This window comes from Thioclava atlantica (genome assembly GCF_000737065.1).
Classification (GTDB): Bacteria; Pseudomonadota; Alphaproteobacteria; order Rhodobacterales; family Rhodobacteraceae; genus Thioclava; species Thioclava atlantica.
Map to the genome: position 1 here is coordinate 75,127 of NZ_AQRC01000002.1, position 14,452 is coordinate 89,578.

General features: G+C 68.9%; 11 protein-coding genes. 7 read left to right on the top strand and 4 right to left on the bottom strand.

Annotated features, from left to right (window positions below; genetic code table 11):
* Positions 1-91: 91 nt before the first annotated feature.
* The 7 genes from ppsA to kynU all read left to right on the top strand — a co-directional run bounded on the left by ppsA (position 92) and on the right by kynU (position 9,176).
* Positions 92-2,491: a phosphoenolpyruvate synthase gene (ppsA, locus tag DW2_RS02860; protein WP_038143646.1), complete on the top strand. Its 2,400-nt coding sequence runs from the start codon at positions 92-94 to the stop codon at positions 2,489-2,491.
* 189 nt (positions 2,492-2,680) lie between these two features.
* Positions 2,681-3,202 (top strand): 2Fe-2S iron-sulfur cluster-binding protein, encoded by a 522-nt coding sequence (locus DW2_RS02865; protein WP_051855235.1) that lies wholly within the window; start codon positions 2,681-2,683, stop codon positions 3,200-3,202.
* Positions 3,199-4,221 carry an FAD binding domain-containing protein gene (locus DW2_RS02870; protein WP_038143648.1) on the top strand — a complete coding sequence of 341 codons (1,023 nt, stop codon included), beginning with the start codon at positions 3,199-3,201 and terminating at the stop codon, positions 4,219-4,221. Before DW2_RS02865 ends, DW2_RS02870 begins: the two co-directional genes overlap by 4 nt.
* Positions 4,218-6,413 carry a xanthine dehydrogenase family protein molybdopterin-binding subunit gene (locus DW2_RS02875; RefSeq protein ID WP_038143650.1) on the top strand — a complete coding sequence of 732 codons (2,196 nt, stop codon included), beginning with the start codon at positions 4,218-4,220 and terminating at the stop codon, positions 6,411-6,413. The genes DW2_RS02870 and DW2_RS02875 overlap by 4 nt, the downstream gene beginning before the upstream one ends.
* Complete coding sequence (locus DW2_RS02880) at positions 6,403-7,320, top strand: XdhC family protein (RefSeq protein WP_051855236.1); 918 nt, start codon at positions 6,403-6,405, stop codon at positions 7,318-7,320. Before DW2_RS02875 ends, DW2_RS02880 begins: the two co-directional genes overlap by 11 nt.
* Positions 7,317-7,889 carry a nucleotidyltransferase family protein gene (locus DW2_RS18955; RefSeq protein ID WP_051855241.1) on the top strand — a complete coding sequence of 191 codons (573 nt, stop codon included), beginning with the start codon at positions 7,317-7,319 and terminating at the stop codon, positions 7,887-7,889. The genes DW2_RS02880 and DW2_RS18955 overlap by 4 nt, the downstream gene beginning before the upstream one ends.
* Positions 7,890-7,973: 84 nt before the next feature.
* Complete coding sequence (gene kynU, locus DW2_RS02890; protein WP_038143652.1) at positions 7,974-9,176, top strand: kynureninase; 1,203 nt, start codon at positions 7,974-7,976, stop codon at positions 9,174-9,176.
* A 3-nt stretch (positions 9,177-9,179) separates the two neighbouring features.
* Here kynU and DW2_RS02895 read toward each other — a convergent pair whose 3' ends face one another.
* The 4 genes from DW2_RS02895 to DW2_RS02910 all read right to left on the bottom strand — a co-directional run bounded on the left by DW2_RS02895 (position 9,180) and on the right by DW2_RS02910 (position 14,376).
* Positions 9,180-9,395 (bottom strand): formate dehydrogenase subunit delta, encoded by a 216-nt coding sequence (locus tag DW2_RS02895; protein ID WP_038143654.1) that lies wholly within the window; start codon positions 9,393-9,395, stop codon positions 9,180-9,182.
* Positions 9,396-9,476: 81 nt separating this feature from the next.
* Positions 9,477-12,386: a formate dehydrogenase subunit alpha gene (fdhF, locus tag DW2_RS02900; protein ID WP_038143656.1), complete on the bottom strand. Its 2,910-nt coding sequence runs from the start codon at positions 12,384-12,386 to the stop codon at positions 9,477-9,479.
* Positions 12,383-13,903 carry a formate dehydrogenase beta subunit gene (locus tag DW2_RS02905; protein ID WP_038143658.1) on the bottom strand — a complete coding sequence of 507 codons (1,521 nt, stop codon included), beginning with the start codon at positions 13,901-13,903 and terminating at the stop codon, positions 12,383-12,385. The genes fdhF and DW2_RS02905 overlap by 4 nt, the downstream gene beginning before the upstream one ends.
* The gene (locus DW2_RS02910; protein WP_038143661.1) at positions 13,900-14,376 is read right to left on the bottom strand and encodes a formate dehydrogenase subunit gamma; all 477 of its coding nucleotides are present in this window, start codon (positions 14,374-14,376) and stop codon (positions 13,900-13,902) included. The genes DW2_RS02905 and DW2_RS02910 overlap by 4 nt, the downstream gene beginning before the upstream one ends.
* Between the last annotated feature and the right edge of the window lie 76 nt (positions 14,377-14,452).

The window sequence follows — 14,452 nt, forward strand, 5'->3', positions numbered from 1 at the left end:
TCGCTTCGATACGGCCCGCGATTTGACGCGGATCATTGTGGCGGCCCCTTCCTCGGCTAAGCTCAGCCGCGAACAGGAGAGGAGATCCGTCATGGCGCTGAATTCATCGAGACCCGCAGAGAATCTTGTCTGGCTCGAAAAGCTCAGGCGCGAGGACGTGCCGAAAGTGGGCGGCAAGAACGCCTCGCTGGGAGAGATGATCCAGACCCTCGGCGCGGCCGGGATCCGCGTGCCACCGGGTTTCGCCACCACCGCCACCGCCTATTGGGACTATCTCGAGGAGAACAGCTTCGGCGCGGTGCTCGAGGACGAACTCGCCAAGCTCGCCGACGGCCGGCAGACCCTGGCCGAGACCGGCCAGGCGATCCGCGCGGCGCTGCGCGCGGGCCGGTTCCCCGCCGCGCTCGAAGAGGAGATCCGCACCGCCTATCGCGAACTGGGCGAACGTCTGGGGCGCGCGAACCCGTCGGTCGCGGTGCGCTCCTCGGCCACCGCCGAGGACCTGCCCGATGCGAGTTTCGCGGGCCAGCAGGAGACCTTCCTCAACGTCGTGGGCGAAGAGGCGCTGCTTTCGGCCTGCCGACGCTGCTATGCCTCGCTCTTCACCGACCGCGCGATCACTTATCGCAACCTGCGCGGGTTCGACCATCTCGAGGTCGCGCTCTCGATCGGGGTGCAGCTGATGGTGCGCTCGGATCTCAGCGGCTCGGGCGTGATGTTCTCGATCGACACCGAGAGCGGCTATGACAAGGTCGTGCTGATCAACGCGGCCTGGGGCCTGGGCGAGAATGTCGTGCAGGGCGCGGTCAGCCCCGACGAATACCAGGTCTTCAAACCCTTCCTCGGGCGCGAGGGCACGGTGCCGATCCTGCACAAGGCGCTCGGCTCGAAGGAGATCAAGATGATCCATGGCGGCACGGGCGGGGCGGCGACGCGCAACGTGCCCACCTCGAAGGCCGAGCGCGAAAGTTTCGTTCTCGACGACCCCGAGATCCTCGAACTGGCGCGGATGGCGGCGACGATCGAGGCGCATTACGGCTGCCCGATGGATATGGAATGGGCGCGCGACGGCGAGGACGGCAAGCTCTATATCGTGCAGGCGCGTCCCGAAACCGTGCAGTCGCGCGCGACCGCGGGGGCGATGAAATCCTACCATCTGGGCAAACATGGCGCGAAGCTCGCCTCGGGTCTCAGCGTGGGATCGGCCGTGGCCTCGGGCGAGGTCTGCATCATCGAGAGCGCCGAGCAGATCGACCGGTTCATCGACGGGGCGGTGCTGGTCACCGGCAATACCGACCCGGACTGGGTGCCGATCATGAAACGCGCCTCGGCGATCGTCACCGACCATGGCGGGCGCACCTCCCATGCCGCGATCATCAGCCGCGAACTGGGCGTGCCGGCGATCGTGGGCACCGGCAATGCGACCCGCGTCCTGCACGACCACCAGATGATCACCGTCTCCTGCGCGGAAGGCGAGGATGGCGCGATCTATGAGGGCAAGGCCGAGGTCACGGTCGAGGAGCTCGATCTCGCGGCGGTTCCGCAGACCCGCACCAAGGTCATGCTCAACCTCGCCAACCCCTCCGCCGCGATGCGCTGGTGGCGACTGCCCGCCGATGGCGTGGGGCTCGCGCGGATGGAATTCGTGGTCTCGAACGAAGTGAAGGTCCACCCGCTCGCGCTGACCCGCTACGACCAGCTCAAAGAGGCCGCGGACCGCGAGGCGATCGACGCGCTCACCCGCGGCTACGAGGAGCGCGCGGATTATTTCGTCGACAAGCTCGCGATGGGGCTCTCGCGGATCGCCGCGGTCTGGTATCCGAACCCGGTCATCATCCGGATGAGCGATTTCAAGACCAATGAATATGCCGACCTGCTGGGCGGGCGCAGCTTCGAGCCCTCCGAGGAGAACCCGATGATCGGCTTCCGCGGCGCCTCGCGCTACTATTCGGATCACTATCGCGACGGCTTCGCGCTCGAATGTCGCGCGCTCAAGCGGCTGCGCGAGGAGATGGGCTTCGACAATGCGATCGTGATGATCCCGTTCTGCCGGACGCTGGGCGAGGCCGATCAGGTGCTCGAGGTGATGGCGCAGAACGGGCTCACGCGCGGGGAGAACGGGCTGCAGGTCTATGTGATGGCCGAGATCCCCTCGAACGTGATCTCGGCCGAGGCCTTCGCCGAGCGTTTCGACGGCTTCTCGATCGGGTCGAACGACCTGACCCAGCTCACCCTCGGGATCGACCGCGATTCCGAGGAACTGGCCGGGCTCTTCAGCGAACGCGACCCGGCGGTGCTGTGGATGATCGAGACGGTGATCGAGAAAGCGCACAAGGCGGGGCGCAAGGTCGGTCTCTGCGGTCAGGCGCCGAGCAACGATCCCGCCTTCGCCAAGCTGCTCGTGAAGGCCGGGATCGACACGATCTCGGTCACGCCCGACAGCTATCTCGCGGTGAAAACGAATGTCGCAGCGGCCGAGGCGGAGGGCTGACACCCTCCCGTCGCGGCACCCGTTCGGGGCCCGGATGCGCGCGCGTCCGGGCCCCGCGCCGTCTTCACGCGCAATTTAACCTCCCGCACCCGGAACCAATCTTCGCCCCCTCCGTTGCCCCTTCGGAGGCACCCGCGCCCGTGGCGTGGACGGGCGTGGCCCGAGGCGAACAATTCCGAAGGGATACCCATGAAAATCACACTGGACGTCAACGGCGTGGAGAAGACACTCGATCTCGACGCGCGCGTGACCCTGCTCGACGCGCTACGCGATCATATGGGACTGACCGGCACCAAGAAGGGCTGCGATCACGGGCAATGCGGGGCCTGCACCGTGCTGGTGGACGGGCGACGGATCAATGCCTGCCTGAGCCTCGCGGTGATGCATGACGGCGATCAGGTCACCACGGTCGAGGGGCTCGGCACTCCCGAGGAAATGAACACGCTGCAACGCGAATTCGTCTCCTGCGACGGCTATCAATGCGGCTACTGCACCCCGGGCCAGATCATGTCCGCGACCGGGATGATGGCCGAGGCGGCCGAGGGCGCGCCCTCGCATGTCTCTGAGAGCCTCACCGCACCGGCCGACCTCGATGATGCCGAGATCGCCGAACGCATGAGCGGCAATCTGTGCCGCTGCTCCGCCTATCCCTTCATCCGCGAGGCGATCTCGCGGGCCCATGCGGCGCAGACCCGGGAGGGCCGCGAATGAAACCCTTCGATTATCAGCGCGCCCGCGATCTCGAGACCGCGGCGGAGGCCGCGCAAGCCGGCGGCCGGATCATCGCCGGCGGCACGAACCTGCTCGACCTGATGAAGCTGCAGGTGATGACGCCCGAGCGGCTGGTCGACATCACCCGCATCCCCGGCCTCGACCGGATCGAGAGCGACGGGCCGGGGCTGCGCATCGGCGCGCTGGTGCGCAATTCCGATCTTTCCGCGGATATGCGCATCCGCACCGGCTATCCGGTGCTTGCGCGCGCCCTTCTGGCCGGTGCCTCGGGCCAGATCCGCAACAAGGCGACCACCGGCGGCAACCTGCTGCAACGCACGCGCTGCCCCTATTTCTACGACCCGGCCATGGCCTGCAACAAACGCGAGCCCGGCGCGGGATGCGCCGCGATCGGCGGCGTGTCGCGGATGCTCGCGATCCTCGGCACCTCCGAGGCCTGCCGCGCCGCCCACCCTTCCGACATGGCGGTGGCGCTGCGCGCGCTCGAGGCGGAGGTCGAGACGCGCCGCGCCGATGGCGCGACCCGCAGGCTCGGCCTCGACGCGCTCTACCGCCTGCCCGGTGAACGCCCCGATCTCGAGACCACGCTCGAGCCCGGCGAGATCATCACCGCCGTCCTGCTGCCCGCCCCCCTTCCCGGCGCGACGCAGAGCTACCGCAAGATCCGCGACCGCGCCTCCTACGCCTTCGCGCTCGTTTCGGTCGCCGCCGTCGTGCGCATGGAGGACGCGCGGATCGCGACCGCGTCGCTCGCCTTCGGCGGGATCGGGGCGCGGCCCTGGAAGGATCCCGAGGTCGATGCGATGCTTTCGGGCCAGAGCCCGTCGGCGGAACTTTTCGTCCGCGCCGCCGACCGGCTGCTGGCGCAGGCCGAGACCGATGAGGGCAACGATTTCAAACGCGAGATGACCCGCCGCGCGCTGATCGCGGTGATGCGCGAGGCGACGGGGCTCGCCCCCGCCTCGACGGGCACGGACAAGGCGGAGGTTCCGGCATGAGCGAGGCTTTCAAGATGGACGAGGCGCAGCCGCGCCTGCTCGACGAGACCGGACAGGGGCTGATCGGGGAACCGCTCGACCGGCCCGAGGGGCGGCTCAAGGTGACGGGCCAGGCACGCTATAGCGCCGAATACGCCCCCGAACGGATGGTGCATGGCGTGCTCGTGCGCGCGACGATCACCCGCGGCCGGGTGACCGGGTTCGACGACAGCGCCGCGCAGGCCCTGCCGGGCTATCTCGGGCTGTTCCACGGCCCGCGCTTCATCCGCAATCCCGCGCAGGGCATGGCCGACGAGGCCCCCTGCCAGCCGGGCGAAAGCATCGACTATCACGGCCAGCCGGTCGCGCTCGTCGTGGCCGAGAGCTTCGAGACCGCGCGCGACGCCGCGGCCCGGATCGTCGTGCATTACGACGAAGCGCCCGGCGCGCCGGTCGCTCCGGACACCGGCGAGATCGAGGAGAACGAGAAACGCAAATCGGTTCAGGGCGATCTGGAGGCGGCGATGGCGGGCGCAGCCGCCGTGGTCGATGCCGAATATACCACCGCCGGTCACGCGGCCGCCGCGATGGAGCCCCATGCCGCGATCGCCGAATGGCGCGACGGTCGGCTCCTGATGCATGGTTCGCTGCAGATGATCCGCTTCAACAAGAACGAGCTCGCCGATGCGCTCGGCGTCTCCCCCGAGGCCGTGCGCATCCTCGCCCCCTATGTGGGCGGCGGGTTCGGCTCGAAACTCGGGATCTCGTCGGAACATGTCTCGGCGGCGCTCGCCGCGCGGGCGCTCGAACGCCCCGTGCGCGTGGTGATGAGCCGCCAGACCGTGTTCGACGCGGTGCTGCGCCGCACCGAGACCTGGCAGCGGCTGCGTCTGGGCGCGGACAAGGACGGCCGGCTGACCGCGATCGGCCACGAGGACCGCGTCTCGAACCTGGAAGGCGAAGGCTTCGCCGAACCGGTCAGCGCCGCGACGCGCTTCCTCTACTCCGCGCCCAACCGGCTGATCCGCCAGCATATCTCGCGCAATCACCGCACGCCTTCGGGCTCGGTGCGCGCGCCGGGCGAAGCGGTGGGCATGTTCGCGCTCGAGACCGCGATGGACGAACTGGCCGAGAAGCTGGGCCTCGACCCGGTGGAGCTGCGGCTGCGCAACATCCCCGAACGCCACCCCGTGACCGGTCAGGCCTATACCGCGCGCGCATTGGCCGAGAGCCTGCGCGAGGGGGCGAAGCGCTTCGGTTGGGATCAGCGACCCGAGACCGGCAGCCGCCGCGAGGGCGAATGGCTGATCGGGATGGGGATGGCGGGCGCGGGCCGCTCCAACATGCTCGTACCCTCGGCCGCCCGCGTCACGCTCAGCCGCGACGGCGCGCTGGTCGAGACCGACATGACCGATATCGGAACCGGCAGCTACGCGATCCTCGGACAGATCGCCGGCGAGATGCTGGGACTGCCGATCGACAAGGTGGCGGTGCATCTGGCCGATAGCGACCTGCCCGGCGCCTCGGGCTCGGGCGGCTCCTTCGGCGCCTCCTCCTCGGGCTCGTCGGTCTTCCTCGCCGCGCGCAAGATCCGCGAGATCCTCGCCCAGCGTCTGGGCTGCAAACCGGAGGAGCTGAAAGTGTCGGGCGGCGAGGTTTCGGGCGGCGGCACCCGCGCCAAGCTTGCCGATCTGCTGCCCGAACCGATCAGCGCCGAGGCGAAGATCGAGAAGGGCAAGACCGCGGAGAGCCATTTCTCGGCCGGCTTCGGCGCGCATTTCGTCGAGGTCGCGGTGAGCGAGGTCTCGGGCGAGATCCGCGTGCGCCGGATGCTCGGCGTGTTCGGGATCGGCCGGGTGCTCAACGAGAAGACCGCGCGCAGCCAGGCGGTGGGCGGCATGGTCTGGGGCGTCGGATCGGCGCTCCATGAAGAGCTGGGCCACGACCCGCGCACCGGCCATATCGTCACCCGCGATCTGGCGAATTACCACATCCCCGCCCATGCGGATATTCCGCGCGACATGGAAGTGGTCTTCCTGCCCGAGCGCGACGATCAGGCCAATCCGATCCAGTCGAAGGGGATCGGCGAGCTCGGCATCTCGGGCTCGGGCGCGGCGGTGATCAACGCCGTGCACAACGCGACCGGGCTGCGGCTGCGCCATTTCCCGGCCACGCCCGACAAGGTGCTCGCGGGGTGGGCCGATGGACGGTAGTCTCACCTTCGAGCGGGTCGCGATCACGAGCACGCTCGATCTCTCCGAGCTGCCCCTGCCGGTGCCAGGACAGCTCGCCGCGCTCGCCATCCTCACCCGGATCGAGGGGGCGAGCTATCGCCCGCTCGGCGCTGCGATGAGCCTCGATTGCGCGGGCCATCTGCGCGGCCAACTCTCGGCGGGCTGCATCGACGCGGATATCGCCCACCATCTGCGCAAGGTCGCGCAGGAAAACCGGCCGCGCAGGCTTCGCTACGGCGCGGGCTCGCCCTTCGCCGATCTGCCCCTGCCCTGCGGCGGCGCGCTGGAGGTCGTGGTGATGCCGCCTCCCGCCGAGACCTTGCAGCAAAGCATCGAGCACGCCCGAACGAAGCGCCGCGAGATCACGCTGCATGTGGCGCCCGGCCCCGGCCAGGTCAGCGCCGCCCCCGGCCCCGAGACCGAACTCAGCCTGCATCTGCGCCCCGAGCCGCGGTTCGCCGTCTTCGGCGCGGGACCGGAGGCGGAAACCTTCGCACGGCTCGCCCAATCGGCGGGCTACCAGACCGTTCTCGCCTGCCCCGAGCCCGGAGAGTTCCGCTCGGTGGAGACCCACCGCCTGAACCGCAATGCGCCGCTGGCCGGGATGGAGATCGACGCGCGCACGGCGGCGGTGCTGTTCTTCCACGATCACGAGCGCGAAATCCCGATCCTGCGCGCGCTGCTCGACAGCCCCGCCTATTACATCGGTGCGCAGGGCAGCCGGCGCGCGGCGCAACAGCGGGCCGAGCGGCTGAGCGCGCTCGGGCTCGCGCAGGAGCAGATCGCCCGCATCCGCGGCCCGGTCGGGCTGATCGCGCGCGCCCGCGACCCCAAGCTGCTCGCGGTCTCGGTGCTCGCCGAGGCGTTGGAGGCGGCACAGGGATGAAGGGCCGGATCGTGGGCGTGGTTCTCGCCGCGGGCGCCTCGCGCCGGTTCGGGGCGCGCGACAAGCTCGCAGCCCGCATCTCCGGACGAGCGATGGTGCAGGCACCTGCCCGCGCGCTTTCCGGTCTCGGGCTTTCCCGGCGCGCCGCGATCACCCGGACGCCCCGGCAACCCCATGCCCTGCGCGGAACCGGCACCGCGCTCTGGAGCGTCGGACATCGCCGGCCGCAGGCCGCCAGCTTGCGCCGCGCGGTGCGGGGCGCGCGCGCCACGGGTGCGAGCCACCTTCTGATCGTGCTCGGGGACATGCCGGGGATCGGCCGCGCCGAGCTGCGCGCCCTTCTGCGCCACGGCGGCCTGCATCCCGCGATGGCCACGGACGGGCGCAGCCTCGCGCCGCCCGCGCTGATCCCGCGCCGTATCTTCGGCCCGCTCTTGCGCCTGCGCGGCGACCGGGGCGCGGGGGCGCTCTTGCGGCGCCGCCCCGATCTGCGCCGCGTTCCCCTCGGAGCGGGCGCCCTGCGCGATGTCGACCGTCCCGAGGATCTCCGCCCGCCTCGTACCGGCTGACCCACGCCCGGTTGCCTCCGCCGCGCGCGCCGGGCAAGGATGGCCGCGACGACCGGCACAGGTCGCGCCGCCACGGAGCCCAGAATGACCCGATCCGCAACCGCGCTTCCCCGCAAGGCCGATTTCGAGCTGCCCGCCGGGGTGATCTATCTCGACGGGAATTCGCTCGGACCGCTGCCGCGCGGCGCGGCCGAACGCGCGATGAGGACGATCCGCGAGGAATGGGGCAATGAACTCATCAGGGCGTGGAACAGCGCCGACTGGATCGCGCTGCCGCAACGGGTGGGCGACAGGATCGCGCGGCTGATCGGCGCGTCGGAGGGCTCGGTCACCACCGGCGACACGCTCTCGATCAAGGTCTATCAGGCGTTGGCCGCGGCGCTGAGGATGCGGCCCGAACGGCGGGTGATCCTGTCGGATAGCGGAAATTTCCCGACCGATCTCTACATGGCCGAGGGGCTGATCGAGACGCTCGGGCGGGGCCACGAATTGCGCATGCCCGCGCCCGATCAGGTGCTCGATGCGATCGACGAGAGCGTGGCGGCGGTGATGCTCACCCATGTCGATTATCGCACGGGGCGATGCCACGATATGGCGGCGATCACCCGGCGCGCCCATGAGGCGGGCGCGGTGATGATCTGGGATCTCGCGCATTCGGCGGGCGCGATGCCGCTCGGGATCGGCGCGATCGGAGCGGAATTCGCGGTCGGCTGCAGCTACAAGTATCTCAATGGCGGGCCGGGCGCGCCCGCCTTCATCCATGTCCGCCCCGATCTGGTCGAGACGGTCGACCCCGCCCTTTCGGGCTGGATGGGTCATGCCGCGCCCTTCGCGATGGAGCCGCAGTACCGCCCCGCCCGGGCGATCGAGCGGATGCGCGTGGGCACGCCCCCGGTGATCCAGCTCGCGATCCTCGACGCGGCGCTCGATATCTGGGAGGGCGTCGATCTGGCGGCGCTGCGGACGCGCTCGATCGAGCTGTCGGAGCAGTTCATCGCGGGCGTCGAGGCGCGCTGTCCCCAGCTCACCCTCGCCTCGCCGCGCGATCCCCAGGCCCGCGGGTCGCAGGTGTCCTTCGCGTTCGAAGAAGGCTACGCCGCGATGCAGGCGCTGATCGCCCATGGCGTGATCGGGGATTTCCGTACGCCCGACATCATGCGTTTCGGCTTCACGCCGCTCTATCTCGATGCGCAGGACGTGGCCCGCGCGGTCGATATCCTCGCCGATGTGATGGCGCGCGATCTCTGGCGCGATCCGCGCTTCCAGACCCGCGCGCGGGTGACCTGAGCCTCAGGCCCCCGCCCGAAGCTCGGCGACGGCCGCGATCACCGCGGGGTCGAGCCCGGCACCGCCCGCATCCACATGGGCGCAGAGCTGGTCGCGCATCCGCGGCTCCCAGAAATCGTGGATATGCGCCGCGACCCGCGCCGCGACATCCTCGCCGGGCTGGGTCTTGAAGAAGGTGGCGATCTGGTTGGCCATATAGACCATCTTTTCAGGCGACATGGGACACCTCGTCATTCTCCGTGAAACGACCGGGCGCGACGGGCGGGACCGTGATCCTGCCCGCCGCACCCGGTGCGCGCGTCATTCGGCGGCGGGCAGGATGCGGCGCGCGCGTTCCGTGCGGGCGGCGTATTCTTCCTGCCAGTCGGTCGGCCCGTTCGACGGCCCCACCTGAACCGCGGTCACCTTGTATTCCGGGCAGTTCGTCGCCCAGTCGGAGAAATCCGTGGTGATCACGTTGGCCTGCGTGTCGGGATGGTGGAAGGTGGTGTAGACCACGCCCGGGCTGACCCGGTCGGTGAGCTTCGCGATCAGCGTCGTCTCGCCCGTGCGCGAGGCCAGCCGCACCCAGTCGCCATCCTTGATCCCGCGCTGCTCGGCATCGTGGGGATGGATCTCGAGCAGGTCGCGCTCGTGCCAGACCACGTTCTCCGTGCGCCGCGTCTGCGCGCCGACATTGTATTGCGACAGGATCCGCCCCGTCGTCAGCAGAAGCGGGAAGCGCGGGCCGGTCTTCTCGTCGGTCGCGACATATTCGGTGACGATGAAGCGTCCCTTGCCGCGCACGAAGCCGTCGACATGCATCACCGGCGTGCCTTCGGGATGGGCCTCGTTGCAGGGCCATTGCACCGAGCCCTTCTCTTCGAGCAGGGCATAGTCGACGCCCGCGAAACTCGGCGTGGTGGCGGCGATCTCCTCCATGATCTGCGCGGGGTGGGTATAGTTCCAGCCCGCCCCCATCGCATTGGCGAGAAGCTGCGTCACCTCCCAGTCGGCATAGCCGTTGCGCGGCGCCATCACCTTGCGCACGCGGTTGATCCGGCGCTCGGCATTGGTGAAGGTCCCGTCCTTCTCGAGGAAGGTGGAGCCGGGCAGGAAGACATGGGCGTAATTGGCGGTCTCGTTGAGGAAGAGATCGTGCACGATCACGCACTCCATCGCCGCCAAGCCGGCCGCGACATGCTTGGTGTCGGGATCCGATTGCAGGATGTCCTCGCCCTGGATGTAGAGCCCCTTGAAGCTGCCATCGACCGCCGCATCGAGCATGTTGTTGATGCGCAGGCCCGGCTCGGGGTCGATCTCGACGCCCCAGGCCTGTTCGAAGATCTCGCGCACCTCGGGCAGCTTCACATGGCGATAGCCCGGCAACTCATGCGGGAAGGACCCCATGTCGCACGAGCCCTGCACGTTGTTCTGGCCGCGCAGCGGGTTCACGCCGACGCCGGGACGCCCGAGATTGCCGGTGAGCATGGCGAGGTTCGCGATGCCCATCACCGAGGTCGAGCCCTGGCTGTGTTCGGTCACGCCGAGCCCGTAATAGATCGCCCCGTTTCCGCCGGTGGCGAAGAGGCGCGCGGCCGCGCGCAGCTCGGCCGCCGGGACGCCGGTCAGGGCCTCGGTCGCCTCCGGGCTGTGGCGCGGATCGGAGACGAATTCCGCGTAGTCCTGGAATTCGTCCCAGTCGCAGCGCTCGCGGATGAAGGCCTCGTCCATCAGCCCCTCGGTCACGATCACATGCGACAGCGCGGTGAGCACGGCCACGTTGGTGCCGGGCTTGAGCGCGAGGTGATGGGCGGCCTGTATATGGGCCGATTTCACCAGGTCGATCCGGCGCGGGTCGATCACGATCAGCTTCGCCCCCTCCCGCAGCCGCTTCTTGAGACGCGAGCCGAAGACCGGGTGACCGTCGGTCGGGTTGGCGCCGATCACGACGACCACATCGGTCTTCTCGACCGAGTCGAAATCCTGCGTGCCCGCCGAGGTGCCGAAGGCCTGGCCCAGACCGTAGCCGGTGGGCGAATGGCAGACGCGTGCGCAGGTATCGGTGTTGTTGTTGCCGAAGACCGCACGGGTGAGTTTCTGAACGAGGAAGGTTTCCTCGTTGGTGCAGCGGCTCGAGGTGATGACCCCGATGCTGCGTCGACCGTGAACTTCTTGCAGGCCGCGCAGCTTGGTCGCGGCGAAGCTCAGCGCCTCGTCCCAGCTCACTTCGCGCCACGGCTCGTCGATGGTCTCGCGGATCATCGGGTTGAGGATCCGGTCCTTGTGCGTGGCATAGCCATAGGCGAAGCGGCCCTTGACGCAGCTATGGCCGCGATTGGCCTTGCCGTGCTTGTAGGGCACCATCCGCACGAGCTGATCGCCCTGCATCTCGGCCTTGAACGAGCAGCCCACGCCGCAATAGGCGCAGGTGGTGATGACCGAGCGCTCGGGCGTGCCGAGCTCGATCACCGATTTCTCCTGCAGCGTCGCGGTCGGGCAGGCCTGCACGCAGGCGCCGCAGCTCACGCAATCGGAGGCAAGGAAATCGTCGCCCGCGCCGCCGGCGCTGACCCGGCTGTCGAAGCCGCGGCCCTCGATGGTGAGCGCGAAGGTCCCCTGCACTTCCTCGCAGGCCCGCACGCAACGATTGCACACGATGCACTTGCTCGGATCATAGGAGAAATAGGGATTGCTGTCGTCTTTCGGCAGCCATTCGGGATTGACCTGACCGCTGGTGTCGCGCGCCTCGAAATGGTTCGCGAGCCCCGCGCCCTCGGGGGCCTTGTAGCGCACGTCGCGCAGGCCCACCGCACCCGCCATGTCCTGCAATTCGCAATCGCCGTTGGCCGCGCAGGTGAGGCAGTCGAGCGGGTGATCGGAGATGTAGAGCTCCATCACGCCGCGGCGCAGCTTGCGCAGCTTCTCGTTCTGGGTCTGCACCACCATGCCCGGCGCGACCGGGGTCGTGCACGAGGCGGGGAGCCCGCGGCGTCCCTCGATCTCGACCGCGCACAGCCGGCACGAGCCGAAGGCCTCGAGATTGTCCGACGCGCAGAGCTTGGGCACCTGGATACCGGCCTCGGCGGCGGCGCGCATCACGCTGGTGCCCTCGGGCACGGTAATCTCGAAGCCGTCGATGGTGAGCGTGACGGGCTTGCCCTCCTTCGCGGGGGTGCCCATGTCGCGCTCATCGGAACGCTCGTTCCAGGGGATGATGAAATCCTTCATTCCGCAGCCTCCTTCGCGGTGGCAAAATCGTCGGGGAAATGGGTCAGGGCCGACATCACGGGATAGGGCGTGAAGCCGCCAAGCGCGCAGAGCGAGCCATCCCGCATCGTGTCGCACAGATCGGTGAGCAGCGCCGGAGCCTGCGGATCGCCCTGCGCGATCCGGTCGATCGTCTCGACCCCGCGCACCGCGCCGATCCGGCAGGGCGTGCATTTGCCGCAGCTCTCGACCGCGCAGAACTCCATCGCGAAGCGCGCCATCTGCAGCATGTCCGCGCTCTCGTCGAAGACCACGAGCCCGGCGTGGCCGATCAGCCCGCCCTCGGCGTCGAATTCCTCGTAGCCGATCGCGGTGTCGAATTTCGACACCGGCATATAGGCACCAAGGGGGCCGCCGACCTGAACCGCCTTGACCGGACGTCCCGAGGCGGTGCCGCCGCCGATATAATTGACGACCTCGCCGAGGCTCATCCCGAAAGCGGTCTCGAAGAGCCCGCCACGCGCGACATTGCCTGCGATCTGGAGCGTCACCGTCCCGCGCGACCGGCCGAGGCCGAAATCGGCGTAATGCTGCGCGCCCTTCTCGAAGATCACCGGCACCGTCGCGAGGCTGATCACGTTGTTGACCACGGTGGGTCGGCCCAGGAAGCCCTCGAGCGCAGGCAGCGGGGGCTTGGCGCGCACCACGCCGCGCTTGCCCTCGAGCGAATTGAGAAGCGAGGTCTCCTCGCCGCAGACATAGGCGCCCGCACCGACGCGGATCTCCATGTCGAAGGCACGGCCCGAGCCCAGCACATCCGAGCCCAGCACGCCTTCCGCCCGCGCGATCTCGACCGCCCGGCGCATCACCTTGATCGCATCGGGATATTCCGAGCGGATATAGACGTAGCCCCTGGTCGCGCCGACGCCGATCCCGGCGATCGCCATCCCCTCGATCAGGGTGAAGGGGTCGCCTTCCATGATCATCCGGTCCGCGAAGGTGCCGCTGTCGCCCTCGTCGGCATTGCACACGATGTATTTCTGCGGCGCCTGCGCGTCATGCACGGTCTGCCACTTGATGCCGGTGGGGAACCCTGCCCCGCCGCGCCCACGCAGACCCGAGGTCTTCACCTCGTCCACGATCTCCTGCCCCGAAAGCCCGAGCGCGCGGCGCAGGCCCGCAAGCCCGCCATGGGCCTCGTAATCGGCCAGAGAGAGCGGGTCGATCACGCCCACGCGGGCGAAGGTCAGCCGGGTCTGGCGCCGCATCCAGTCGAGCTCCTCGACGGGCCCGAGCGCCTTGGCCCCGCTTCCCGCGAGGATCGCCGCCGCGTCGCCGGGCTCGGCCGGGCCGTAGCCGTGGCGCGCACCGTCGATCTCGACCTCGACCAGCGGTTCGAGCCAGATCATCCCGCGCGAGCCGTTGCGCACGATCTCGAGCTCGATCCCCTGCTTCGCCGCTTCGGCCTTCAGAGCCTCGACCACGGCTTCCGCCCCGAGCGCCTTCGCGGCGCTGTCCATCGGCACCCAGATCTTCATGCCCGCGCCTCCTCGATCATCGCCTCGATCTTCGCGTCATCGACCCGGCCCACGACACGGTCGTCGATCATCGCGGCAGGCGCGCAAGCGCACAGGCCGAGGCAATAGACCGGCTCCACCGTCACGGCGCCATCCGCCGAGGTGCCATGCCAGTCGAGCCCGAGCTTTTTCAGCGTGGCCTCGGCCAGAGCCGCGCCGCCCACCGACTGGCAGGCCTCGGCGCGGCAGATCTTGAGGACATGCCGTCCGGCGGGCGCCTTGCGGAAGTCGTGATAGAACGAGATCACCCCGTGCAATTCGGCGCGGGTGATGTTGAGCGCGTCGCAGATCGGCTGATGGGCCTCGGCGGGCACGAAGCCGAACGCCTCCTGAAGGGCGTGCAGCATCGGCAGCAGCGGGCCTTCGAGACCGCGATGGGCCTCGATGATCTGCGCGATCTCGTCGGCAGTAATTTCGGACCTGGCTGTGGGCATGGCTGAGTCGTCCTCCTTTCGGAATACAATCGGATACCGAACGCATTCCGATCAATAACGGCGTCCCGTCGAGCGA